Below are 25,674 nucleotides of genomic sequence, written 5' to 3'. Positions count from 1 at the left end.
TGCGCAAAGCCCGTGCCTTTATTTGTACGGGCTTTGTGCGTTTTGCTATTTACTGGCAGCAACCCAACGTTTAATTTTTTCCTCTAAAATAGGCATCGGCAAGGCGCCATCAATCAATATTTGCGTATGAAACGCTTTAATATCAAACTTATCACCTAACTCTTTTTTAGAGTAGTCACGTAATTGTTGAATTTTAAATTGCCCCAATTTGTACGACAGTGCTTGGCCAGGCCATGCAATATAACGCTCAACTTCTGCTATCACATCGCTTTTAGCCATTGACGAATTTGCCAGCATGTAATCGATACCTTGCTGTCGAGTCCAGCCTTTTGCATGAAAGCCTGTATCAAGCACTAAGCGCATTGCTCTAAGTTGCTCATCGGCCAAACGCCCGTACCACATATAAGGGTCGGTAAATAAACCCAGCTCTTTTCCTAGGCTTTCTGCGTACAACGCCCATCCCTCTGCAAATACCGTGTAGCCACCAAATTTTCTAAAATCTGGAAGGCCATCTATTTCTTGTTGTAAAGCAATTTGAAAGTGATGGCCTGGCGCGGCTTCGTGTATAGAGAGTGTTTCTAATAAAAATTTTGGCTGCGCTTTAAGGTTATAAGTATTGATGTAAAAAATACCTGGTCGAGAGCCATCAGGTGCCGGCGCTGCATAAGATGCACCCGCTGCAGATTGAGCTCGATAAGGTTCAACCGCTTTTACAACATAAGGGGCTTTAGGCGCAACATCAAACAGTAAAGGGACGCGCGCATCTATTTTTTGTTTTATATCTTCATACGCTGCAATTAATGCCTCTGGCGTATCGTAATAAAATTGGTCCGAATCACGTAAGTGCTGAAAAAATTCATCCAAAGTGCCGTTAAAACCTACCTCGTGTTTTACTTTTTTCATCTGACTTAAAATACGCGAAACTTCACTTAAACCAATCTCATGTATTTCATCTGCAGAAAGGCTCAACGTGGTATTTTTTTTAATTTGATATTCATACCAAGCTTTACCATTAGGCAAGTCACTATAACCTACCGTTTTTCGGCTTTGAGGAATGTATTGATTGGCTAAAAAGTCGCTCATACTTTTATATGCAGGCACTAATTGCTGCATAATAAGTGCTTTATATTGCGCCGTTATTTGCTGCTTTTGCTGTGCAGTAAATGAGGCTGGTAAGTTTTTAATTGGCCCCCAAAATAACGAATCCTCTGTATTTTTAACCACATGCGCAGCAAATTGTGGCTGAAGCTTTTTAGCTAATGGTTTTGGTAAGGTAATGCCCGCTTTGATCCCCTTCGCCATCGCGCGCTCTACACTGCTGAGCCAGGAAATAAAGCCTTCGCTTCGTTTTATAAAATTATTGTAATCTTCTACGGTATTAAATGGCTGCGCACTTTGCCCCGAGCCAAAACCTGCAAAGGTATTATGCGCTCCCGCCATTTGGTTAATAGGCAGCATATAACTTGGAAATTGCATTCCCTCTAAATTAAGTGCTAGGTCTCTTTGTAATATTTCATAGCTGAGTAACGCTTGCCCTGTTAACTGCGACTTATCAATAAGTGTTAAACGTTGTTGATACTTTTTGTAAAACGCGGCTTTTTTTGCCCTATTCTTTTGGGTAATAGCGGGGGTAAACTTATCATTAAATTCACTGCGACCACTATAAGTTGCATTAATAGGTTTAAAGCTGAGTAACTCGTTGTAGTACTGTGCTACAAGTACATCTAATTGCTGCTCATAAGAGAGCTCTGAAACAATAGCTGCAGGTGCGCTTGACGTGTTTAGCTGTGCACTATTGCCAGTGTTATTACTGGTTTGTGTGTTCATACAGCCACTTAAAGCAAACATAACGCCACTGGCAACTAAGGCTAATTTAATTGATTTCATGGTAATCCTTTTTAGTATCGTCAGTCGATTATGCGCATTTAACCTGCGTTAATAAAGAAATTACGATAAGTGGCGATTAACCTATTATATTTACACTTTTATATTAGGTTGTTACATTTCAATTAATTAAAACGCCACCAGAAGAAAAAACAATGAATAAAAAGCTACTCAGCGCCTCCGTTGCACTTATGTGTTTAGGAAGCTTTAACGCGCAAGCCCTTACTTATATATCTGCTAAAGCCATGGTAGATGTTCAAACAGGCGAGGTTATTCAATCGCCGCTGATCACCATTGATAATGGGGTGATCACAGATGTTACACAAAACAAAAAGCCGAGCATGAGCAAAAACGATCAGCATATTGATTTACCCGAGCTCACTTTAATGCCGGGCCTTATGGATATGCATGTACATTTGACCAGCGACCCTACGGTATCTCGAAGTGAGCGTTTAAGTCAGTCGGTACCGCGCATGGCCATTAAAGCCGCGCACTTTGCTAAAAAAACATTGCTTGCTGGTTTTACTACCCTCAGAAATGTAGGAGCCGAGGGCTATAGCGTGATTGCAGTGCGTGATGGTATTAACGCCGGAGATATTGTAGGCCCGCGTATTTGGGCAGCTGGCCCTTCGCTTGGGATCACAGGCGGACATTGCGATAATAACCGTTTACCACCAGAGCTAAAATACACTTCAACAGGGGTAGCCGATGGTCTATGGGCTGCACGTGTAAAAGTACGAGAAAACATAAAGTATGGCGCTAATGCCATTAAGTTTTGCGCCACGGGGGGCGTTTTTTCTAAAGGTACAAAAGTGGGTGTACAGCAGTATTCATTTGAAGAAATGAAAGCAATTGTAGATGAAGCCCACATGCGTGATTTACCTGTAGCCGCTCACGCACATGGCACAAGTGGTATTAAAACAGCTATAAAAGCCAGCGTAGATAGTATTGAACATGCCAGCTTTTTAGATGATGAAGCCATCGCACTTGCTAAAAAACATGGCACGTGGTTATCAATGGACATTTATAATACAGAATACACACTGAGTTATGGTGAGCAAAATGGGGTAGATGAAGAAAACCTCAATAAAGAACGTCAAGTGTCTAAAAAGCAGCGCGACAGCTTTAACCGCGCAGTAAAAGCCGGTGTAAATATGGTATTTGGTACCGATGCTGCTATTTACCCTCATGGCGATAACGCCAAACAATTTAGCCGTATGGTTAAATTTGGCATGAGCGAACTACAAGCAATACAAGCTGCCACCATTAACAGTGCAAAGCTATTAAAAATGGATAATAAACTGGGTCAGCTAAAATCAGGGTTTGCAGCCGACATTGTTGCCGTAAAAGGTAATCCACTTAAAAATATCTCTGTGCTTGAGCGCATTCCTTTTGTTATGAAAGCAGGCGTTGTTTATAAAAAATAGTCACTAATTAATGTATTATTTTACAAAAGCATGAAAGCTTACACTTTCATGCTTTTTATTTACCGCATTAATTTAACCTTAAATTTACTTTTTAGAACAATAACTCACCTACTACGCAATTAATTTCACTCTTTTAGAATTTTTTATTCACTTAACGAATAATAACTATTACTATTCGCACACTTCATGGAATGCGAATAATTATCAATATGAAAAAGTTCAAATACTCTCTTGTTACACTTGCGTGTTTAAACGCATCATTAGCGGTTGCTGCAACAACGGCTGAAAAAGGCATTGAGCGCATCAGCGTTTACGAAAAGCAAAACCAAGTTGTAATGAGCTCAGGCCTTGCAACTAAATCAGACATGTCGTTAATGGAAACACCGGCACCGGTTGTTATTATTGACCGTGAACTTATAGAGTCACAAGGTGTAGACAGCCTACAAGAGCTTGTACGTAATGTAAGTGGTTTAACTCAAGCCGGTAATAACTATGGTATAGGCGACAATTTAGTCATTCGTGGTCTTGATGCTAATTACACTTACGATGGTATGTATGGCGGTGCAGGCTTAGGTAATACATTTAACCCAACTCGTTCACTCACTAATGTTGAGTCGGTAGAAGTACTTAAAGGCCCTGCTACCGGTTTATATGGTATAGGCAGTGCTGGTGGTGTTATAAATCTGATAGAAAAAAAGCCTGAGTTTGAAGAAAAACATAAAATATCTGCCGAACTTGGCCAATGGGATAGTTATTCACTTGCCTTTGATAGCACCAATGCGATTACCGATGACCTAGCGTATCGCGTAATGGCTAAAACGGCCTCAAGCGATGGCTTTCGTGATTTAAAAGAAGACCGCGACGAAATATATACCTCGCTTAAATACATACTAAGTGACAAGCAAGATATCATGCTCTCTGCTGCCTATATTAAAGACTCAATTGCAGTAGATTCTATTGGCCACCCTATTCGAATTTATAATGCAGAAACCGCCAATGGTTTAACTGCAGGTGAAGTAATTGGCGCAGATTTAGTAAATGACCCATCTGGTAATGGTGTTCAATTAACTGCGGCTCAACAAACACAATTGGCAGATTCGCTTTCATCAACCGATGGCCTTACCCCGTACAATTTTGGTACTAACGGTATTACCTCTCCTATGGCGGATGATAATGAAGGTGAAGAGCTTCGCTTTAAGCTAACCCATAATTACTTTATTACAGATGATTTATTTTTAAATCAGCAGTTACAGTACCGTAACTACACATCAAGCTTTGCTCGTCAAACTGGCGCGTTTAATTATGTGTATTCAACACGCGATGGCATTATAAATAACGACCCGCGTGCCCCGTTAGTTGAAGACGGTGTGCTTTACCCGTTTGCAGCGCGACGCCAAGAATACCGCCAAGTAGAAGCTGATGAAAAGTCATGGCAGTATTTCTTAGATTTACGCTATGACTTTATGTTAGGCGACGTGGATAACGAATTACTGGTTAATGCAAACTACGAAGACAGAGACATTCGCTTTAAACAGTATTCTATTTACGACGCAGACAAAGTTATTTACGACAGCGAAGGAAATGTACTTTACCAAGGCACGCTTCCATACATTTATGACATGCGCTCGCCAAATTGGCCAACAGGCAGTTTTGATGACTACGACCCGCTAAAAACCAGTGACTACAATAAAAAAGTACAAGCGTGGGGCTTAGGTATTCAACACGTAGGCTATATTACTGAGCAGCTTACAACTCGAGTTGGTGTTGCTTATAATCGCATTAAGCAAACATATGAGCACTATGGTGTAGATGAGCGTTATAGCTCAAGTCGCGCTGAACCAACGCCTGAAGCAAACACATCAGACAGTGGCTTAACTTATAACTTAGGCGCAACCTATCAACCTACTGAAAACTTTAGCGTGTTTATTAACCACGCTAAAGGCCGTACTGCCTATAGTGTATTAGGTTCAGTAGCAGGTACAGAGGCCGACCGTGAAGACTCTGAGTCTATCAGTAACGATTTAGGCTTTAGATTTAAAGCATTTGATGATCAACTTTTAGCATCACTGGTAGTATTTGAAAGCGCGCGTACAAACCTTGAATACACAAACCCACTGTATGAAGCCGGTGTGTCTGGGCCTGATGTAGTAGAGAGCTACTACGATGGTGAAGAGCAAACCAAAGGCGTTGAACTCGATTTAAATGCGCACTTAAACGAGCAATGGAAAGTAAATGTAAACGGCGTATACCAAGATGCCCGCGATAAATCTAATCCAAATAGCAGCAGTTACGATACACGCCAAAAAGGCGTACCGTATGTAACGGCAAGTACGTGGGTTACCTACTACGCCGATATGTTTAACCTACCTGAGGCTGTTAACATCAGTGGCGGTATTACTTTTGTAGATAACAGAAGCACAAACTCTAGCTCGTTTAGTATTCCTGATGGCTATGTACCAAGCTACACGGTGTACGACGCAGCAGTTTCGTACACCACTGATAAGTGGCACATGCAGCTTAATTTAAACAATTTATTTAATAAAAAGTACTACTCTAAAGCCATGTTTTTAGGTGGTATGCCAGGCGAAGAGCGTAATGCAAAACTAAGTTTTAGCTACACACTTTAACCCTGCCTAAGCAATTAATTTACTCCTACTAAAAGTAGGAGTAAATTAAACTTAATCTTGATTTAATACTCTACAAAAGATACCAGGCTAAACGTTGCTATAATTTATAAGCGTGCTAGCATTACTTTCTGAATTTACTGAAACTTAAAAAGCTATGAGTCTATCTGAAAAAAACTTAGCCTTTGTTATGCACTGTGGTGAAATGGGCAGCCGTTGGGGTTTCAATCGCACGATTGGCCAAATGTGCGGTTTACTGATCATCACCAAAGAGCCCATGACCGCAAATGAGATTGCCGATGCGCTAAGTATCTCGCGTGGCAATGTAAGCATGGGAATTAAAGAGCTCCAGTCATGGCAATTAATTAAAGTGCATCATATCCCTGGTGATCGTAAAGAATATTATGCCCCAGCGGGTGAGATTTGGGATATGGCTAATCGCGTATTTGAAGAGCGTAAAAAGCGTGAAATAGACCCTACCCTAAGTTTGCTGCGTGATAACCTTTTAGACGAAGCAAACAACGAAGAAGAGCGCTATGCACAAAAGCAAATGGGCGAAATCCACAACCTACTCGAAACGGTTACAAAGTGGTCTTCAGAGTTACAACGCTTAAGCCCAGAGCAGCTTAATAAGCTAATGAAGCTTGGTTCAGGAATTGGCAAGGTTATCGATTTAAAAGATAAAATATTTAAAAAAGAACATGATTAAACAAATAAAAAAAGCCGCATAGCGGCTTTTTTTATTACACAACAGCGTATAAATTATATTTTTGGATAACCAATTCTATCTGATAGATAGCCCACGCTGGTGGCAAAGTAATATGAGCGGTTCCAGTGCATAAACACTTTGTAGTTATCGTACGCTAAGTACATACGCCCATTAATGTCATCAGGCATTACCAGTGCAGCGCGTACATCAACATTAGGTAAGTCAGAGCCGTCAGCTTTGCGTACACCCAGAGCTTGCCAGTCTGCAAGCGATCGCTCTGAGTCGTTCCAATATTCTAACCATTGCTTACGTGTTTTAGTGCCACGTTTTAGCACGTATTTACTGTCAAAATTGTCAGGTAATTTTACCTGGCGACCCCAAGTTAGTGAGTCATTCCAGCCTTCTTGTTTTAAATAATTGGCAATCGATGCAAATGCATCCTCTTTGGTGGTCCAAATATCTTTACGGCCGTCGTTATTGTAATCAACGGCGTAGGCGTTAAATGAGGTAGGCATAAACTGAGTTTGCCCCATTGCACCAGCCCAGGAGCCTTTAAATTTATCAAGCGAAATATGGCCTGACTTTAAAATATCTAATGCTGCCCAAAGCTGGCGCTTATAAAGTGCTTCACGACGACCATCAAAGGCAAGCGTCACTAGCGATGAAATAACATTATGGCCACCTTGTATTGTGCCAAAGTTACTTTCAAGGCCCCATAATGCCACTATAAAGCGTGCTTGTACGCCAAACTCTTTTGCAACTTGTTCAAGTACATCTTTATTTTCTGCGTAGAGTTTACGTGCACGATCAATTTTCCATTGCGGTACACGTTTTGGTAAGTAGGTTTCGAGGGTTTCTTTAACCTCTGGCTGGTTTTTATCAGCCGAAACAACTTTTTCTTTGTATGAGGCAGTCGCAAATGCATCGTCTATTAACTTGCTATCGTACCCTTTAGCAATGGCCTCTTGTTTTAAGTCACTTAAATAAGTTTGAAATTCGGCCTGCGTTTTAGCAACTACAGAGCCACTTAAACACACTGAGCATAAAATTACGGCTAACTTTTTAATCACTATCAACTCCGTTTTCTTTTCGTAATTGGCTAAGTAAATTTTCTTCCGGCGGCGGAATTTGCAAATAGTAACCCTTGTCTGGGTCAGCTAACGCTGCTTTTACTGTTTCAAGGTCGGCACCGCCTAAATGATCACGCTTTGCTAAATTGATAATCATTACATAAATAGGTTGACCAAACATAGCCAGTAAAGGTTCAGGCACTTTACTAAAATCATCTCTTTTTTCAACAAATAAGAAGGTATCCGCTTTTTTCTTACTTTTATATACCGCAGTGAGCATAATGGCCCTATTTAATCTTGCTTAACATTGCTGCACACTATAACATGAGAGTAATAATAAGTTAGAAAAATTAGATTAGAAATTTCATTAAAGGCCTTATTCAGCCTACGTTTATCTAAAATTAATTTCTAATCAGACAAATCAATTGAGCGTGTATGTCGGAACAAATTTTTGAGCTAAAAGGGAACCTTTTCACGTTGTCAGTATTGCATCTTTATAGCACTGATATCGCCCTTCTAGCAGAACAGTTGTATGTAAAAATAGCCCAAGCTCCTCGTTTTTTTGAAGGAGCGCCTATTGTTGTTAATTTAGAAGAAATTAAAAACAGCTCACTTGATTTTGTACATTTAAAATCTCTTATTGAGCGTATGAGCTTTAATGCTGTAGGTGTTTGTAATGGCTCAGATGAGCAACACACGCAAGCTAAAGCCGCTGGCCTTTCTGTACTAAATTACTCGCAAGATGCTAAAAGCGCACCCGTTAAACAAGAGGCGCCTAATACCTCTATAGTTGAAAAAAACGTGTACCTACCTGCGCAAGTAATTAATGGCACGGTACGCTCAGGGCAGCAAGTTTATGCAAAAGACAGAGACTTAATTGTACTTGGTGCAGTTAGCCATGGTGCAGAAGTAATAGCCGATGGTAATGTGCATATTTATGGCACCTTACGCGGGCGTGCTATTGCAGGTGCAAAAGGGATTAAAGACGCCTGCATTTATTGCCAAAAGCTCGAAGCCGAATTGGTTTCAATTGATGGCAATTACTGGATCAGCGACTCATTACAAGGTGAGCACTGGGGCAATGCAGTACAAATACAACAAAAAAACGAATCATTAGAAATTTCAGCTTTGGTTAAAGGATAAATCTCATGGCAAAAGTAATTGTCGTTACCTCTGGTAAAGGCGGTGTTGGTAAAACAACATCAAGTGCTGCAATAGGCACCGGTTTAGCTTTAAAAGGCTATAAAACAGTTATTATCGATTTTGATATTGGCTTACGTAACCTAGATTTAATTATGGGGTGTGAGCGCCGCGTAGTATACGATTTTGTAAACGTAATAAACGGCGAAGCCAACCTAAATCAAGCGCTTATTAAAGATAAACGCGTTGAAAAATTATTTTTACTACCCGCATCACAAACACGTGATAAAGACGCCCTTACCCGTGAAGGCGTAGAGCGCGTTTTAAACGAACTAAAAGAAGACTTTGACTACATTGTGTGTGATTCACCTGCAGGTATTGAAGCCGGTGCAATGATGGCGATGTACTTTGCTGATGAAGCAATTGTAACAACAAACCCTGAAGTATCTTCGGTTCGAGATTCAGACAGAATTTTAGGTATTTTACACAGCAAATCAAAACGTGCTGAAGAAGGCCTAGAAAATATTAAAGAACACCTATTATTAACACGCTACAACCCTGAGCGAGTTGAAAAAGGTGAAATGTTATCGGTAGAAGATGTTAAAGATATTCTGTCGATTCCTTTACTTGGTGTTATTCCTGAGTCGCAAGCGGTATTAAGTGCGTCTAATTCAGGCCAGCCAGTAATACTTGATGGTGATTCAGATGCAGGGCAAGCATACGCTGATGCAATCAATCGCTTACTCGGTGAAACAGTCGATTTTCGCTTCTTAGATGTTGAGAAAAAAGGCTTATTTAAACGGATTTTTGGAGGTTAATGTGTCTTTACTTGACTACTTCCGCTCAGAAAAGAAAAATAGCGCGTCATTAGCAAAAGAGCGATTGCAGATCATTGTCGCGCACGAGCGTTCGCAACGCGGAACACCGGATTACTTACCACAATTAAAACAAGATATTTTAGATGTGATCCGTAAGTACGTAAATGTAAACACTGATGCAGTGCAGGTACAGTTTGATCAAAACGAAGATGATTTAGCGGTACTTGAGCTCAACGTGACATTACCTGACGAAGAAAAAAAGTAGCACAACTAAAAGCGGCATTTTAAATGCCGCTTTTTGCTTTACACACTCACTACATGTATGTGGTGCAATATTTTGTGTTTTAAATTTAAAAGTTTACACGTAAACCAAGTAAAAACTCATGGCTTGCTGCACTGTCAATTTTAAAGCCATCGGTAAATGCATCTTCCCCCGTTTGCACATCACCAAATTCAATGTATTGATACTCTGTGTATAACGACATAGTTTTAGTTATTTGATAGTTAACCCCTGCGCCAATATTCCATGTAAATTCGGTTGAATCGTCATCAGCATACGCATCGTAATAGCCATCAACATTTCCATCGAATGCGTCAAAAGCGCTAATGCCTGCACCACCTAATTTTGCAGAATAGCTGTTATCAGCAACCCCTAACCCCGCTTTAATATAAGGCGTAAACACGGTGCTGTTATCAAAATCGTAAAAGCCTTCAATTGTATAAGTGGTGGTTTTTAAATCCCCCTTTAATACATACTGCTCACCTTCACGTGCACCCACGCCAACTTTTGTATCGCTATAATCGGTGTCATGATAGCTAATACGCGCCTCTACTCTAAATTGAGGATTGAACTGATAACCTAAACCAATACTGCCTACACTGCCCTCACCGGCATCAAATTCAGATGGAAAATCGCTATCTACGGCAATATTGTTACCAATGGCTTGAGAGTCATTTGCTTGCGAACTATAGCCTACATGTGCAGTTCCATAAAACCCCTCTGCACTAGCTAAAGTAGGCGTGGTACACGCTAAAGCAATTGCGGCAACTATAGTTTTTTGTAATGTGTTCATTGTTATTCCTTATTTTTTAACAACCAAATTATTGGGCTGTAAGGCTAATGTTGAATTCGCAGCTAATATAACTTTTCGATACACAAGCGAATAGATACAATAACGGCACAATACAATTCCGACTTTCAGAACAATGATTAACTATTTACGACACATGGCTATTTTTGCCAAAGTGGTTGCTGGCGGTTCATTTCGTATTGCAGCTAAGGAGCTTGGCATAGCACCTTCACGTGTTAGCCATAGTGTTTCTGACTTAGAACAGTTTTTAGGCGTCACTTTATTACATAGAACAACCCGTAAATTGTCGCTTACCCCTGAAGGTGAAAAATTTTACGCCCACGTAGAAAACATAACAAAACACGCAGAGGCAGGTTTGAACGAAATTAACTCTGTAGGTGATGAGCCTATAGGGTCTTTAAAAATATCGCTGCCCGCCTTTTTAGCAAGCTCCGAAATTTCAGCCGCGATAGCAGAATTTGTGCAAACCTACCCAAAAGTGAACTTGTCTCTTAATTACACAGACCAAGTAATAAATATAATGGATGAAGGACTCGATTTAAGTATTCGAGTTGGCTGGCTTGAAGACAGCTCACTCATGGCGCGTAAAATTGGCGAGAGTAAACGCTTTTTAGTTGCTTCAAGTAAGTACGCGAGTAGGCATCAGCCCCCTACGCACCCAAACGATTTAAAACAGTGGGATTGGGTTCATTTTAGTATGCGCGGCAGCACTGTAGATTTTACCTCTCCAAATGGCGAAGTGGTGTGTATTTGTGAAAAGTCGCGCGTAAATGTAAATAGTGCGCTTGCAATAAGTCACTTTGTATCTGAAAACTTGGGTCTTGGCATATTGCCCGAAAACCTAGTAAAAAAACAATTAGCACAAGAAGAGCTCATTCACATTTTACCTAACTGGCACTCAAGCCGCTTGGTTACTATGCGGTATGGCCAAATAATGCACGCAGAGAAAACCTAACACTATTATTAGTACGCTTTTTAGCTAAGCGCGGTTTAATAACCGCAGAGGATTAAGCAAGTACCCCTTAAGTGAATATGTTATTATGGGCCCATTACTTTGCTTTATGCCTGCTATTACTTTGCTATGTTAAATCACGCTTCTTGTTTTACTTTATTTGATTGCTCTGTAGATTCTATACCGCTTCCAGATAAATTTACGTTTCCGTTTTACTACCAGCCTCATCCGTTATCTGTTTTAGCCGCAACACAATTGCAGCAGCAACTTGAAACGCATTTACCGTACAAGGAAAATGACAGCATCAATACAACAACGAATGATGGCAAAATGTTTGGTGTACTGGTTGTACAAAACCAGCAACAACAACTTGGCTTTTTAGCGGCGTATTCAGGCCAGCTCGAAAATTTAAATACCGATGTAAAATGCGTGCCTAATGTATCTACAATGGCACTGGAAGATGTGGGTTATTTAAAAGAAAGTAAAATAATTAACGAGATAAATGCGCAAATACATGCCCTAGAAAATGCAAGTACATTGAATAAATTAACAGCGTCATTAAATGCCGATAAAGCCGCGTTTGATCAGCAGTTACACGCTCAACAAAGCGTAATGCAAGCCAATAGAAAAACACGTAAAAAAGCGCGCAGTGCACTTGCAATTGAGCAAAGCCAAGCAATAACGCCTGAGCAACAAGCAAGCTTGAATGAATTGGCCAAACAAAGCATAGAAGATAAAAAATACTATCAAAGCATAAAAGATCACTGGCATGATAAAATAACTCAGCAACAGCAGGCGCTTAATGCCCTACACGACGAAATAAAACAGTTAAAAAAACGCCGTAAAGTTTTATCTAAAAACTTACAAAAGCAAGTGTTTGCACAGTACCAGTTTTTAAATGCAGAGCATGAAGTTAAAGATCTCAATGCCATATTTGCAGCATTGCCAGAGCATACTCCGCCATCAGGTGCTGGAGATTGCGCTGCGCCCAAGCTATTACAATACGCTTATCTTAATAATTTAAAGCCAGTGGCTATGGCTGAGTTTTGGTGGGGGCCCGCACCTAAATCAGCAATACGCCAACATAAAAACTATTACCCTTCTTGCTACAGTAAGTGCCAACCTATTTTATCGCACATGTTAAAAGGCCTCAGCATAGAAGATAACCCGCTACTCGTTAACCCTGCTGAAGGTAAAACGCTGCCGATAGTCTATCAAGACGATGATATTGTTATTGTAAACAAACCCAGCGAGTTTTTATCTGTACCAGGTGTCAATATTGAAGATTCTGTGTATTTACGTATTCAAACGCAATTTCCGCACGCTACAGGCCCGTTAATTGTGCACAGACTAGATATGTCTACATCAGGTTTATTAGTGGTGGCGCTCAATAAACGAGCCCACAAAGCACTACAAAAGCAATTTATTGCCCGCACTATTGATAAACGTTACATTGCGCTGGTTGATGGTATTGTGCCTAAGGACAGTGGCAAGATAGAGCTGCCATTGCGACTTGATTTTGACGATAAGCCACGCCAGCTTGTTTGTTATAAAAACGGCAAACCCGCACTTACTACATGGCAGGTGCTTGAACGTAAAAACAATATTACACGCCTACAGCTCTACCCTAAAACGGGACGCACTCACCAGTTAAGGGTACACTGCGCTCACCACTTAGGGCTGAATATGCCTATTATTGGTGACACACATTACGGTAAAAAAGCCAACAGGTTACACTTACATGCCGAGTATTTGGCGCTAGATCACCCCATTACACATAAGCGTTTAACGTTCAGCGTAGCGCCCGATTTTTAATACCAATTCGCATAATTAAGTGATCTATTTTGAGGATGGAAAAACGTGTTGATAGCAAGGCAAAAAAATCGCTATTTAGTTGTTCTAAATGAGAATTTTTTAACGCAGATAGCGACACGTTTAGCCCCTAAAAATGATTAAATATTATTGCGAATTGGTATAACATAGCCTGTTAGCTTAAAAAGTGGGTTTAATTATCCCACTCTTTAAGTGCGTCTTTAACAAAACTGTAGCGCCAAGAATTAAGTAAATCAGGTTTAATATGATTTACCTTTTGCTCATCGGTGAGTTTCCAATTCCAGCTAATAAGCTGATTAATTTGCTTTTTAGAGGCCATTACATCCTCTGGTATACCCTGCTCTTTTGCCACTTTAGTGATTTTTTGTTTAATATCTTTAGCTACTTTTTTATAAGCCGGAAAATCAATTAAACGTTTAAGCACAGGCGGATGCTCATCAACCGGGAGTGCTTTGGCCTTTTCAATACACTTTAGTATTTCGACTCCAGAGCGGTTTACTTCCATCGACTCAACACCCGGAATTTGTCTCAGCGTATTTAAGCTCGAGGGCCCACGTTTAGCAATTTCCGTCATGTTGTGCTCTTTAAGCACAAAGTTAAGCGCTAAATTTTTACGAATAGCTTTATTACGACGCCATACAGCTAATTCTTTTAATACCGCGAGCTCGTGCGGTTTTAGTTGCCATGCGTTTTTTATATCTTTGTAAAGCAGCTCATCTGGAGTTTGAAAGGCGCGTTTATTTGCAATTAACTCGCTCTCATTTATGACAATATCAAATAACTCAGCTTTATTTATACGCTCAATTATTAGTTCAAAACAAGGCAGTAAATGAAACGTATCAGCGGCTGCATAATCGAGCTGCTTTTTAGTTAATGGGCNGCGATTCACTTTTGTCTATTTCTATGCCTAATAGCTCTTTTACCATTAGCGCAAAGCCCATACAGTTGCCTTCGCCTAAAAGCTGAAGAGCAAATTGTGTATCAAACAATGGAGCGGGTACAAAGCCTGCATATTTTTGAAATACTTCAATATCTTCTGAAGGTGAATGCAACACTTTCAGTACTGATGGATCTTGTAATATTTGCCAAAATTCAAATAACGAGAGTTCGGCCAGTGGATCTATAAGGGCAAGATGCTCGCCATCATATACTTGAATAAGTGCAACTTCAGGGTACAAAGTACGGCGGCGCATAAACTCTGTGTCTATGGCTAAAATAGGCTTGTTTTTTATTTGCTCAACAAAGGTATTGAGTTGATTTTGTGTTTCGATCAATTGGTATTGCACTTAATCTCCTACAATAAAAAAGCCGGCTAATGCCGGCTTTTTTATAGTTTACTAATCTTTTAGGGCTCTTCTGAGAATTTTACCTACATTTGTTTTAGGTAACTCATCCTTAAACTCAACGAGTTTAGGCACCTTATAATTAGTTAAATTATCACGACAGTGATTTATTATATCTTTTTCAGTTAAAGAAGGGTCTTTTTTAACAACAAAAACTTTAACTTGTTCGCCACTTACATCGTGCGGGATACCAATAGCCGCGACTTCTAGTACGCCGTCGTGCATGGCAACCACTTCTTCTATCTCATTTGGGAACACATTAAAGCCCGATACAATGATCATGTCTTTTTTGCGGTCAACAATATAGAAGAAGCCTTCATCGTCGTATGTGGCAATATCGCCGGTAGCAAACCAGCCATCTTGCAAACATTCTGCGGTTGCATCTGGGCGGTTATAGTAACCTAGCATAACTTGTGGGCCTTTAACCCATAGCTCACCGGGTTCACCTTTTGCCGCTTCTTCTCCGTTTTCAAGCATTAGCTTAATTTCGGTATTAGGAGCAGGTAAACCAATAGAACCATTATAAGCTTCTAAATCGTACGGGCTTACAGTTACAAGCGGTGCACACTCAGTTAAACCGTAACCTTCCATCAATTTAGAGTTAGTCACTTTTTGCCACTTTTCGGCTACAGGACGTTGTACCGCCATGCCGCCACCTAATGACATTTTTAAATGACTAAAATCAAGCTCTGCAAACCCTGGCGTATTAAGTAACCCGTTAAACAGGGTATTTACACCGGTAATAGCAGTAAATTTATGCTGATTAAGCTCTTTAACAAATGCTGGCATATCACGTGGGTTTGTAATTAATACATTCAAACCACCGTATTTCATAAACGTTAAGCAATTAGCCGTTAACGCAAATATATGATAAAGCGGTAATGCAGTAACAACAACTTCAGTACCACGGTCTAATACTTTATCTAAACAGCCAGATACTTGCTCAAGGTTACCAACCATGTTGCCATGACTTAACATCGCCCCTTTAGATACGCCGGTTGTACCACCTGTGTATTGTAAAAAGGCCAGATCAGATAAGCTCATTTCTGGGCGCGTATACTTTGCAGGGTCACCTGCTAACACATCTGAAAACTTAATTGTATTTGGTAGGCTGTAGCTAGGTACCATTTTTTTTATGTATTTAACCACAAAATTAACGATATGCTTTTTAATACCACCCACCATGTCGCCCACTTGGGTAACAACAATGTGTTTTACATCCGTTTTTGCAAGTGCTTTTTCAAGCGTGTCTGCAAAGTTAGCCAATATAAAAATAGCTGACGCGTCAGAGTCTTTTAATTGATGCTCAAGCTCTCGTACTGTGTAAAGTGGGTTTACGTTAACCACCACACACCCTGCACGTAAAATACCTAAAATAGCGATAGGCGTTTGTAATAAGTTAGGCATCATTACGGCAACTTTGTCGCCTTTTTTAAGACCTAAATCATTTTGAATATACGAGGCAACACGTTGTGTCGCTGTATCTATTTCATCATACGATAATGTTTTACCCATATTCGTAAATGCAGGTAAATCTTTGTAATCGGTAAAACTTTTTTCGAACACTTCGAGTAACGAGTTGTAATGCTCAGGATCGATTGTTTCAGGCATACCTTCTGGGTAGCGCTTAAGCCAGATTTTTTCCACTCTTAGCCCCTGTTTATAATTATATTTTTATTAACCTTAATCTAAGTAAGGCACTTTAACAATTGAGCAAATACTCTAATGCAGGAATAATCCCACATTTGGCGCTAATTTACAATTAACATGCACCATTTTGCAGCATAAAGGCTTGAATATGCTCAAAACATAACCCACTGCTTTGCATATGGCAATGATGCCCGCCATCTACATTAATTACCTTCAAGTTGTTGTAATAGCTAATATACTTGGCCAAATTTTGTTTTACAAACGAATAACCTTGGTTACCTAAAATTAATTGGCTTGGTGCAATTAATTGTTTTATTGCACCAATACATTGCGCTTCATCAAACCTAAAACCTGAGTGATTTTTAAGCTTAGGGTCTGTTGTTAACTCATACCCTAGTTCACTTTGCTTAATATTACGACTCATCAATAAGGTGATCAGTTCGTTATTTAAATCTGTTGTATTTGCACGCGCATCGATAATCGCTGATTGCGATTTATAAACGCGCTTTTTTTTATTGTAGGCGCGCTCTCTGTTCAGTATCGCCCCTTTTAATTGCTCACATACTTCATCACTGGGGGTTGTAACACAGCCAATCCCTTCAATAAAGGTAACTGAATGCACATACTCACTAAAACAACTAGCAAATAAACCAGCCACCATTGCGCCCATTGAATGGCCGACTAAATGTACTTTTTTTGCCCCTAAGCTCTTTATAAGTTGGTACACATCGTCAATATAATCAACAAAATAATAATGAGCGTCCTGTGCACGCCAATCAGATAGCCCATGCCCAGCAAAGTCAACACAATACCAAGTATGCTGCGGGTTAACTTTATCTAGCATAGGTGTAAAACTATTACTGTTATCTAGCCACCCATGCAAGGCTATAACCAGCTCATCGCCAGTGCCTTTTTGTAAGCCACGCAATGTTATATTTCTTGTTTTTATTTCAAATGGCTGCAACAGATACCTCTTTTTAACGTGCGACATTATTTATAACATACTAGTTGTCAGACCTCTAATACCAAAAGTTTTTATATTTTTTATATTTATAAAGACCACTTTATTTGTAAGGTTAACTTTTGAATTTTAATTATGTATTTAATTTCAACAACTTAAAATATTTTAAGTTTCATTAATTCAATAAATAATTACAAACAGAGCTTAAATACTCTTCAGGTAGGTAATGTATACCACTATATTCATTACGCTATAATTAACATAACCTAAAAAAATGGCTGTATTGTTTTAGTGACAATTAGCCAAACCTGTTTATGTACTTTGCTTTTTATTCTTACTTCATTTCATTATTATACGAGGGCGTATTGAACTTTGTGGATTGAAACTTGTTCAATCTACGGGCGGTTAAATCCTGTTACGAGGTTTGTAACCTTGTGGGCTGAGTAAAAACCTAGCAAAAAATTTAATCGCCTTAGAAAGAATTTTTGGGCAGCGCATGTTTGGTATTTATGCTGCAAATTCAACACGCCGTAACCATATACAATTGTGGTGCTATTTAAACAGCACATTCATAGGAATAAAAATGAAAAACCAACTTAGCTTATTAGCGCTTTTATGTGCATCTACCAGTGTTTATGCAAGCGATGCACCTAAAAATGTAATTTATATGATTGGTGACGGGATGGGTCCTGCCTATACAACCGCTTATCGTTATTTTAAAGATGATCCAACCACCAAGCAGATTGAAACAACCGTATTTGATACTATTTTAACAGGCATGGCGCGTACTTACCCTGACGATCACACTTATGTTACCGACAGTGCTGCAGGTGCAACCGCACTGAGTAGNGCGGCCACAAAAGTTATAATGGTGCTATTGCAGTCGATACAGACAAAAAGCCCGTTAAAACCATGCTAGAAATAGCAAAAGAACGTGGTATGACAACGGCATTAGTAGCTACCTCGCAAATTAACCATGCCACCCCAGCTAGTTTTGCTACACATAACGAATCACGTCGAAATTACGATGCCATTGCTAATGAATACATAGATAACAAAATTGCCGGTAAACTCCCTGTTGATTTAATGCTAGGCGGCGGTACGCAGTATTTTATTAGAGAAGACCGTAACCTCGTAGATGAATTTAAAGCAGCTGGTTATCAATATAGCGATGATATAAAAAGCCTTGGTCAGATCACACAAGTACCGGTACTTGGCTTATACGCCCCAATGGGCCTGCCATTTGCGCTTGATGCTAATTCAAACCACTTAACGCAACTAACAGCTAAAGCATTTGATTTACTCGACGGCCAAAATGAAGACGGCTTTTTTGTCATGATTGAAGGCAGCCAAATTGATTGGTGTGGACATGCTAACGATGTAGCCTGTGCCATGGCCGAAATGGATGACTTTGCACAGTCGATTGAAAAAGCAAAAGCCTATATTGATAAAAACCCTGATACTTTATTAGTGGTTACTGCAGATCATTCAACTGGTGGGTTAACCCTCGGTGCGCACGGACAATATAAGTGGGATACAGAAGTTATTAAAGGCGTTAAAGCAACAGCCGTTGAGCTAACAAAGCAATTACTCGCTGCTGATGACCTAGAGCCTATTTGGCGCGCCAACACAGGTATTGAATATACACCGGCTAATAAAGTAAAACTTGAACAAGCGAAAAAAATGGGCGAAACAGCGCTTAATTTAGCCATTAAAAGTATTATTAGTGATGCCAGCTTTACTGGTTGGACAACAGGCGGACACACCGCTGTAGATGTTCAAGTATTTGCCTACGGTAAAGGCAGTGAACACTTTAACGGTGCTCAAAATAATACAGATATTGCCGATAAACTAATTGGCTTTATTAAACAGTAGCCATAAGCTTACGCAAAAAGCCCGAACCAGTGTTCGGGCTTTTTATTTTTTACTATTACTGGGGCTAAGCGTATATATCGACGCCTATTAAATCTTGTACTTCGGCGCGACGCTCTAAATTTGCAAATTCTGTATATGTTGAAATTGCTTTACTCACCGTTGGGCTTGGTTGGTCATAAATAGTTTGGCTGTACTTTGCGTTACTAGTGTTTTGACTAAAGTATTGATTAGCAAGCTCTACACCCGCTTTACTACTTTTTACATAATCTGTGTTTGTTTTTTGACTGGCGCTATCATCCGCTAAACCTTGCGGTTTAGAGGGTATAATTTTTGTAGAGGTAACCTTTGCAGGAATATCCCCAGTAAAAAAACCAGCGCCAATTGGCAAAGTCATAGATAACTTCCAACAACAAACATATTAAAAATTATGATTTAAAAACACCCAATTTGCAACTCTTGTGCTTATTCGCGACCCGGTAGTTTTTTCCATGTTACTGTATCGCGCACATATTTAGGTTGCGCATCACTTGCTTTAACAACCTCGCCCTTTAAAAAGGGCGTGTCTACATGGCTAAGCATATAGCGAGCATCTGGCAATGTAATGGCTGTATTTATGGTTATATTGCTAACGTTTTTAAGTGCATCAGGGTAACTTTTAAATCCCGTGCCAACGGCAATCGCGTGTAACTCTTCACTGCTTATATGCTCTTTGCTTAATAAATCAGGTTTTATAACACACTCTTCATTTACTAACTCCATGCGTGCGTTATTTACTTGGTATTGGGCAAAATAAATTTCTCCCATGCGCGCATCTATAGCTGAATACACTACTGGTGCCTGCGTTTGTTCGTACGCTTGCTGGGCCATAATTGCCAAGGTTGATACGCCCACTAATGGTAAATTGGCTGAATAAGCTAACCCTTGTGCAATAGCAACACTAATGCGTACACCGGTAAAGCTACCTGGCCCTTGGCCAAAGCCAATAACGTCTAAGTCTTTTAATTTACACTGTGCTTTATTAAGAAGCTCATCAACTAAAGGGAGTATTTTTTGACTATGTTGCTGTGGGCATTCTTCAAAATGATGAAATGTTTGGCCCTCAAAGTGTAAAACTAAAGATAACGCTTCGGTTGAGGCGTCTAGGGCAAGAATATTACTTTTAATCATTTTAGTACTCTAGTTAATGTGTTTTAAAAATGTGTTTGCATCTTCTAAGCTTCGCGTGCGGCGCATCGGCGGTAAGCTTTTTAAAAATACTTGGCCATATTGGCGCGTTACTAATCGGTTGTCGCAAATAACCAGCACGCCTTTATCTTTGTTATCTCGTATTAAACGCCCCACGCCCTGCTTGAGCGCTATAACAGCTTGCGGTAACTGTATATGAGCAAACGGGTCTTTGCCTTGCATTTGGCAATCTTGCATTTTGGCTTGCAGTAATGGGTCATCCGGTGCTGCAAAAGGTAACTTGTCAATAATAACACAGCTTAGCGTGCTACCACGTACATCAACCCCTTCCCAGAACGAGGCAGTACCTAACAATACCGCATTACCATGGCGCGTAAATTTTTCCAGTATTATACGCTTAGACATTTGCCCTTGCATATAAACTGGGTAGTCCATTTGTGTGGTTAAACCCTCAGCCACCAAATGCATCATTCGGTAACTTGTAAACAGCACAAAGCAACGCCCTTTAGCCGATTTAATCAGCTCTAGGGTTAATTTTATAATTGCATGAGGCATATTCTCTGCATGCGATTCTGGCAAATATCGTGGTAAGCATAAAAGCGCCTGATTAGGATAATCAAAGGGGCTATCAACCATCATACTTTGCGCAGGAGTAATACCTAAGCTTGCATTAAAGTGATCGAGCTTATTATCAACCGATAACGTGGCTGAGGTAAATACAAACCCTGCGCCGGTGTCTTTCATCATTTGAGCAAATTTAGCAGAGACATTAAGGGGCGTAATATTAACCGTTAAATAGCGCCGCGTGGTTTCGTACCAATAGCTAAAGCCCGTTTGTGCGGTATCAAAAACACGCTCTAACTGACCTTTAAACGCTAATGTACGCTCAAACGGATGCTCTATTTTATCACTTCGCTCTAGGCATAGTTTTAATACCTGATAAACAAAGTCTAAATCGCTAATTACCCGATGCAGCGCTGCGCAAATTAATTTATCACTGAGCTTTTCGCGCCAATCACCTCGGCTACCATCTACACCAAACTGTAAACGTAAATCAGCCACACTGGTTTCTAGCTTATTAAGGCTTTTTCCAAGTTGCAGCATATCGGGAATTTCTGCACGGTAAATAGCGCGTAAATCGTTAATTAAATCCACCAGCTTTTTAGTGCTAATACTTTCACCAAAGTAGTCACTGGCAATTTCGCTAAGCTGGTGTGCTTCGTCAAAAATATAAGCGTCGGCAGTAGGCATAAGTTCGGCAAAACCGGAGTCTTTTACTGCCATATCAGCAAAAAATAAATGATGGTTTATAACCACTACATCCGCTTCGGCTGCATTTAAACGCGCTTTGCGTATATAACATGATTGAAAGTCTGGACACTCTTTGCCTAAACAATTATCGGCTGTCGAATTAACATAGGGCAGTACCTTGGCGTCTTCTTCAATACCAATACAATCGGCTAAATCACCCGAGTGTGTTTCACTGGCAAATTTTGCAACCATAGCAAGTTGATGCATTACATCAGGATCGTCTGTTGGTACATGGGCTACATGTTGGTTTAGCCTATAAGTGCACAGATAATTAGCGCGCCCTTTTAACAATGCGGTTTTTTTAGATGCATTAAGTGCTTTTACTAGCTGAGGTAAATCGCGGTGGTATAACTGCTCTTGCAAGGCCTTAGAGCCTGTAGAGATAATTGTTTTACCTTTAGATTTAAGGGCAGGCGCTAAATAGGCAAACGTTTTACCTGTACCAGTGCCCGCTTCAACCACTAACTGCGTGCTATTTTTTAATGCATCGTTAACGGCAACGGCCATATCAATTTGAGGTTGGCGAGGCGTGTATCCATCTAAAGATAACGCTAACGGCCCGGTTGCACTAAACAGCTGTTTGATAATACCAGTCACTTTACAAAAAATAATAGCGAGATTTTACGTAAGCCTGGCTATAAGGGCAAGCCAATTGAAATTAGAGTGTCTTAAAAAATGCAGGAAAAACCAACTCCACAATTTGTATACATATATTTACACTAAATTACACTATTAGCCGCGCCCAATAGCTACGTTTACTTTATTTAATTAACGGCAGTAATCAGCCATTATGTTGCCTAGGCAACTTTGTATTAATCTCCTCATTACAAGCAATAACACCAGTAAATTTGCATTAACTATATGTCTCCTAAAGACATAAAAAAAGTGCTAAAAGCCCCATAAATACTGTGACACAGCCTAGTCACAGGAGTAATATACGGCTCGTTTAATTCGCTCTTTTTTGTTCTCTAAAATAAATTTAAGGTTAGCCAATGAATGCTTGGTATCTCATTTGTTTTCTCTCTGCTATCGCAATTTTTATTGCTTATGCAAACCAGTATGTTCTTAAAATGCAAACAACGATTGCTATAACAACAGGCTCGGTTGTTATATCGTTGTTATTAATTATTTCAGTTAAGTTATTAGGCGATACAACTGCATTAGAAATGACGCAAGTTGTAGCCAGTATTAATTTTAATGAATTGCTTTTAAAAGGCATGCTTGGATTTTTGTTATTTGCAGGTGCTTTAGAAATTAACCTGTTGGCACTGCGTAAACAACGATGGGAAATAACCGCTTTAGTTTTGTTTTCTACCGTAGTCTCTACTTTTTTAATTGGCTATTTAAGTTTTTATATTTTTGCCGCTCTTGGCTGGCCCGTCCCTTTTATTTATTGTTTACTTTTTGGCGCCTTAATAAGCCCAACCGATCCAATTGCTGTACTGGCAATTATTAAACAATTACGCGCCCCTGAAGGTATTTCGGTACAGGTAGAAGGCGAGTCTTTATTTAATGATGGTATTGGTTTGGTAATTTTTACTACGCTGTTTTCTGTTGCATTTTTTGGCACCGATGCCAACCCAGCCGACATTGCAGAGCTGTTTTTTGTTGATGCCATAGGTGGAATCGTGTTTGGCTTAGCAATGGCCCTTGTGGGACACTTTTTAATTATTAACTGTAAAGATGTAAATATACGCCTATTAATAACCTTAACCATTCCAACTGCGGGTTTTGCCGCTGCCAATGTATGGGAAATATCAGGTGCGCTTGCCATGGTAACCAGTGGTATTATTTTAGGTAATATTACTCGCGCAAAAGCAACCGAGCGCACAGGGCCTGAAAACACGCGCTATATTAAAGACTTTTGGCACGCCACCGACAGCTTTTTAAACGCTTTGTTATTTTTGATTATTGGTATGCTGATTGTCACTATGCCAGTAACAATGGGTGAAATTGGCTTAGGCCTTGTTATGATCCCTGCTATTTTATTAGCACGTTTTATTAGTGTTGGTGCGCCATTTGTAATATTTAAGCGCTTTAAAAACTACGACAAACACAGCGTTAAAATTTTAACTTGGGGTGGTTTACGTGGCGGTTTAGCATTAGCTATGGCTGCAGCTATTCCTCGTGATCAAGTATTTATATCAGGCAGTGATCTGCATGATTTAATCGTTATTGTGACCTATGTTGTGGTTATATTTTCTATTATTGTGCAAGGTTTAACTATCTCTCCTCTCATTCAAAGCAGTATTAAATCTGCCGAGCAAAATCACTAAGTTTTCTTTATTAAACCCGCAGTCTATTCACTGCGGGTTAGTTATTTATGGGGGATTATTTTTAGCACGGCTTTATTTATTTTAAGCGTAATAAAAATAGTTTTAATTTTAAATGTTTTTTATAAGGCTAATTATGTCCAGTAAGTATACAAGTGTTTTTTCGTTATTTTATGGCATTACACGTCGCCACGTTTTTCTCTTTCCTTTGTTCTTACTCACTTTTTTATGTTTTTCTGCTTTTGCCTCAACGCCTGCTGAGCAAGCTAAGACTAAACAAATATCACAACTTGCAGAGTACGTAGGGGTTGATTACGTTGGCGCGGTGCAAAAAGGCGAGGTAGTCAGTAAAGACGAATTTCAAGAAATGTCTGAGTTTGCAAATTTAATAAGCACGCTAGCCACACAGTTAAGCAGTGCTAATAATCAATACAGTCATATAAAAATACAAGCTGGCGCCTTACATAACACCATTATAAATAAACAAAGCGTACAAAGTGTTCGTGCTGCCAGCTCAAAGCTTAGGGAGTCTTTGCTTGAATTTATGCCGCAGCTTTCTTTGCCTTCATCTTTATTACCCCTGAAACAAACAAAGGCACTTTTTGCAGAAAACTGCTCTATGTGCCATGGCATAAATGGACAAGGTGATGGACCACTTGCTAAAGGTTTAACACCACAGCCCACCAACTTTATGGATAAAGAGCGAGCCACAAATCGCACAATTATGGGATTATATGAAGCTGTATCCAACGGCATAGACGATACGCCAATGGTTGCTTTTAGCCAATTTAATGAGCAACAACGTTGGTCACTCGCCTTTTATGTAGGCAGTTTAGCTTTTCAAGATATAACTAAGCCGCAACACAATAACCAGATAATCAGCACTTCAGACATCATTAATCTTAATCCTGCGCAGCTTTCACAAAATCAATCCCCTGCCCAAGTTCAATTTATTAAGTGGCTGCGCGGTAATCCAGAACACTTATTTAAAAACAAAGCTCAGCCACTTAGCGTTGCACGCTCGCAACTTATTGCAGCGCAAAATGCACATGCTAATGGTGAGTATGCCAAAGCCAGCGAACTGGCTATCAGTGCCTATTTAGATGGCTTTGAGCTGATAGAAAATAACTTAAATGCATACGATGAAAGCTTGCGTAAAAGCATTGAAGTACAATTGATGAACTTACGTAACACATTCAAAAATGAAAAAAACACCGAGCTTGTCAGTGCTCAAGTTAATGCTGTACTTGCACAATTAACAAAAGCAAACAACCTACTTAATGACACCACACTCAGTGATGGCGCCTTGCTATCAGCCAGTTTAGTTATTTTGCTGCGCGAAGGCCTAGAGGCACTATTAGTTGTTATAGCGCTAATGACCGTACTTATAAAAACCAAACGCCAAGATGCGCTTAAATACGTTCATATTGGCTGGGTAATGGCCCTCATAGCAGGTGGTTTAACATGGGCAGCAGCGCAAACATTAATACAAATAAGTGGTGCAAGCCGCGAAGTTATGGAAGGTATA

Annotated in this window: 19 protein-coding genes and 2 pseudogenes; 11 read left to right on the top strand and 10 right to left on the bottom strand. The window is 39.8% G+C overall.

Annotation, left to right across the window (positions count from 1 at the left end; all coding sequences use genetic code 11):
- Window positions 1–45: 45 nt before the first annotated feature.
- Window positions 46–1,887, bottom strand: a complete 1,842-nt coding sequence (locus L650_RS0109640) for a DUF885 domain-containing protein (protein ID WP_029772978.1) — start codon at window positions 1,885–1,887, stop codon at window positions 46–48.
- A 152-nt stretch (window positions 1,888–2,039) separates the two neighbouring features.
- Between L650_RS0109640 and L650_RS0109635 the strand changes: the two genes are divergently transcribed.
- From L650_RS0109635 to L650_RS0109625, 3 genes are all read left to right on the top strand, one after another.
- Window positions 2,040–3,311 (top strand): metal-dependent hydrolase family protein, encoded by a 1,272-nt coding sequence (locus L650_RS0109635; RefSeq protein ID WP_029772977.1) that lies wholly within the window; start codon window positions 2,040–2,042, stop codon window positions 3,309–3,311.
- Between the two features lie 209 nt (window positions 3,312–3,520).
- On the top strand, window positions 3,521–5,938 hold the full coding sequence (locus tag L650_RS0109630; RefSeq protein WP_029772976.1) for a TonB-dependent receptor: 2,418 nt from the start codon (window positions 3,521–3,523) through the stop codon (window positions 5,936–5,938).
- A 154-nt stretch (window positions 5,939–6,092) separates the two neighbouring features.
- Entirely contained in the window at window positions 6,093–6,644 is a 552-nt protein-coding gene (locus tag L650_RS0109625; RefSeq protein ID WP_004586357.1) for a GbsR/MarR family transcriptional regulator, read from the top strand.
- A 53-nt stretch (window positions 6,645–6,697) separates the two neighbouring features.
- Here the strand turns inward: L650_RS0109625 and L650_RS0109620 are convergent, their stop codons facing one another.
- A complete protein-coding gene (locus L650_RS0109620; protein ID WP_029772975.1) occupies window positions 6,698–7,714 on the bottom strand; it encodes a lytic transglycosylase domain-containing protein in 1,017 nt (338 codons plus the stop codon).
- Complete coding sequence (locus tag L650_RS0109615; protein ID WP_004586359.1) at window positions 7,707–7,994, bottom strand: YcgL domain-containing protein; 288 nt, start codon at window positions 7,992–7,994, stop codon at window positions 7,707–7,709. Before L650_RS0109615 ends, L650_RS0109620 begins: the two co-directional genes overlap by 8 nt.
- Window positions 7,995–8,149: 155 nt before the next feature.
- On the opposite strand from L650_RS0109615, the gene minC reads away from it, so the two are divergent.
- From minC to minE, 3 genes are read left to right on the top strand one after another with little or no spacing between them, the layout of a single operon-like run.
- Complete coding sequence (gene minC / locus L650_RS0109610) at window positions 8,150–8,857, top strand: septum site-determining protein MinC (protein WP_004586360.1); 708 nt, start codon at window positions 8,150–8,152, stop codon at window positions 8,855–8,857.
- 5 nt (window positions 8,858–8,862) lie between these two features.
- Entirely contained in the window at window positions 8,863–9,672 is an 810-nt protein-coding gene (minD, locus tag L650_RS0109605) for a septum site-determining protein MinD (protein WP_024031716.1), read from the top strand.
- Window position 9,673: 1 nt separating this feature from the next.
- The gene (gene minE, locus L650_RS0109600) at window positions 9,674–9,937 is read left to right on the top strand and encodes a cell division topological specificity factor MinE (protein WP_004586362.1); all 264 of its coding nucleotides are present in this window, start codon (window positions 9,674–9,676) and stop codon (window positions 9,935–9,937) included.
- A gap of 85 nt (window positions 9,938–10,022) precedes the next feature.
- Here the strand turns inward: minE and L650_RS0109595 are convergent, their stop codons facing one another.
- Complete coding sequence (locus L650_RS0109595; RefSeq protein WP_085065460.1) at window positions 10,023–10,745, bottom strand: outer membrane protein; 723 nt, start codon at window positions 10,743–10,745, stop codon at window positions 10,023–10,025.
- Window positions 10,746–10,878: 133 nt separating this feature from the next.
- Here L650_RS0109595 and L650_RS0109590 point away from each other — a divergent pair, with 133 nt between their 5' ends.
- The gene (locus L650_RS0109590) at window positions 10,879–11,718 is read left to right on the top strand and encodes a LysR family transcriptional regulator (RefSeq protein ID WP_223230561.1); all 840 of its coding nucleotides are present in this window, start codon (window positions 10,879–10,881) and stop codon (window positions 11,716–11,718) included.
- Between the two features lie 126 nt (window positions 11,719–11,844).
- Window positions 11,845–13,530, top strand: a complete 1,686-nt coding sequence (locus L650_RS0109585) for an RluA family pseudouridine synthase (RefSeq protein ID WP_029772973.1) — start codon at window positions 11,845–11,847, stop codon at window positions 13,528–13,530.
- 190 nt (window positions 13,531–13,720) lie between these two features.
- Here the strand turns inward: L650_RS0109585 and rnd are convergent.
- From rnd to L650_RS0109570, 3 genes and pseudogenes are all read right to left on the bottom strand, one after another.
- A pseudogene (gene rnd, locus L650_RS0109580) lies at window positions 13,721–14,834 on the bottom strand (ribonuclease D).
- 51 nt (window positions 14,835–14,885) lie between these two features.
- Window positions 14,886–16,538, bottom strand: coding sequence for a long-chain-fatty-acid--CoA ligase FadD (gene fadD, locus L650_RS0109575; protein ID WP_004586367.1), 1,653 nt, complete (start codon window positions 16,536–16,538; stop codon window positions 14,886–14,888).
- A gap of 115 nt (window positions 16,539–16,653) precedes the next feature.
- Entirely contained in the window at window positions 16,654–17,505 is an 852-nt protein-coding gene (locus L650_RS0109570; protein WP_029772972.1) for an alpha/beta hydrolase, read from the bottom strand.
- Window positions 17,506–18,085: 580 nt separating this feature from the next.
- Between L650_RS0109570 and L650_RS0109565 the strand changes: the two are divergent.
- Window positions 18,086–19,377 (top strand): annotated as a pseudogene (locus L650_RS0109565) (alkaline phosphatase).
- Window positions 19,378–19,441: 64 nt separating this feature from the next.
- Here the strand turns inward: L650_RS0109565 and L650_RS0109560 are convergent.
- The 3 genes from L650_RS0109560 to L650_RS0109550 form a co-directional block, all read right to left on the bottom strand.
- The gene (locus tag L650_RS0109560) at window positions 19,442–19,771 is read right to left on the bottom strand and encodes a hypothetical protein (RefSeq protein WP_029772971.1); all 330 of its coding nucleotides are present in this window, start codon (window positions 19,769–19,771) and stop codon (window positions 19,442–19,444) included.
- Between the two features lie 68 nt (window positions 19,772–19,839).
- Window positions 19,840–20,544 (bottom strand): tRNA (adenosine(37)-N6)-threonylcarbamoyltransferase complex dimerization subunit type 1 TsaB, encoded by a 705-nt coding sequence (gene tsaB / locus L650_RS0109555; RefSeq protein ID WP_029772970.1) that lies wholly within the window; start codon window positions 20,542–20,544, stop codon window positions 19,840–19,842.
- A gap of 9 nt (window positions 20,545–20,553) precedes the next feature.
- Window positions 20,554–22,470, bottom strand: coding sequence for an ATP-dependent DNA helicase (locus L650_RS0109550; protein ID WP_029772969.1), 1,917 nt, complete (start codon window positions 22,468–22,470; stop codon window positions 20,554–20,556).
- Between the two features lie 395 nt (window positions 22,471–22,865).
- On the opposite strand from L650_RS0109550, the gene L650_RS0109545 reads away from it, so the two are divergent.
- Together L650_RS0109545 and L650_RS0109540 are read left to right on the top strand one after the other, a co-directional pair.
- Entirely contained in the window at window positions 22,866–24,149 is a 1,284-nt protein-coding gene (locus L650_RS0109545) for a cation:proton antiporter (protein ID WP_029772968.1), read from the top strand.
- Between the two features lie 133 nt (window positions 24,150–24,282).
- On the top strand, window positions 24,283–25,674 hold a 1,392-nt coding region (locus L650_RS0109540; RefSeq protein ID WP_223230560.1), incomplete at its 3' end, for a c-type cytochrome.

Origin of the sequence: Pseudoalteromonas sp. TB51 (assembly GCF_000498055.1) — a bacterium.
GTDB classification, from domain to species: Bacteria; Pseudomonadota; Gammaproteobacteria; order Enterobacterales; family Alteromonadaceae; genus Pseudoalteromonas; species Pseudoalteromonas atlantica.
Note: the sequence above shows the minus strand (reverse complement) of the source record. Positions and strands in the feature narration are given on the sequence as shown.

Bases quoted from the DNA above. Each gene is read 5' to 3' on its own strand.
- L650_RS0109640 (WP_029772978.1), bottom strand. From the start codon at position 1,887: ATGAAATCAATTAAATTAGCCTTAGTTGCCAGTGGCGTTATGTTTGCT.
- minD (WP_024031716.1), top strand. From the start codon at position 8,863: ATGGCAAAAGTAATTGTCGTTACCTCTGGTAAAGGCGGTGTTGGTAAA.
- L650_RS0109615 (WP_004586359.1), bottom strand. From the start codon at position 7,994: ATGCTCACTGCGGTATATAAAAGTAAGAAAAAAGCGGATACCTTCTTA.
- L650_RS0109585 (WP_029772973.1), top strand. From the start codon at position 11,845: ATGTTAAATCACGCTTCTTGTTTTACTTTATTTGATTGCTCTGTAGAT.
- L650_RS0109630 (WP_029772976.1), top strand. From the start codon at position 3,521: ATGAAAAAGTTCAAATACTCTCTTGTTACACTTGCGTGTTTAAACGCA.
- minC (WP_004586360.1), top strand. From the start codon at position 8,150: ATGTCGGAACAAATTTTTGAGCTAAAAGGGAACCTTTTCACGTTGTCA.
- L650_RS0109625 (WP_004586357.1), top strand. From the start codon at position 6,093: ATGAGTCTATCTGAAAAAAACTTAGCCTTTGTTATGCACTGTGGTGAA.
- L650_RS0109590 (WP_223230561.1), top strand. From the start codon at position 10,879: ATGATTAACTATTTACGACACATGGCTATTTTTGCCAAAGTGGTTGCT.
- L650_RS0109560 (WP_029772971.1), bottom strand. From the start codon at position 19,771: ATGACTTTGCCAATTGGCGCTGGTTTTTTTACTGGGGATATTCCTGCA.
- tsaB (WP_029772970.1), bottom strand. From the start codon at position 20,544: ATGATTAAAAGTAATATTCTTGCCCTAGACGCCTCAACCGAAGCGTTA.
- L650_RS0109545 (WP_029772968.1), top strand. From the start codon at position 22,866: ATGAATGCTTGGTATCTCATTTGTTTTCTCTCTGCTATCGCAATTTTT.
- L650_RS0109595 (WP_085065460.1), bottom strand. From the start codon at position 10,745: ATGAACACATTACAAAAAACTATAGTTGCCGCAATTGCTTTAGCGTGT.
- L650_RS0109635 (WP_029772977.1), top strand. From the start codon at position 2,040: ATGAATAAAAAGCTACTCAGCGCCTCCGTTGCACTTATGTGTTTAGGA.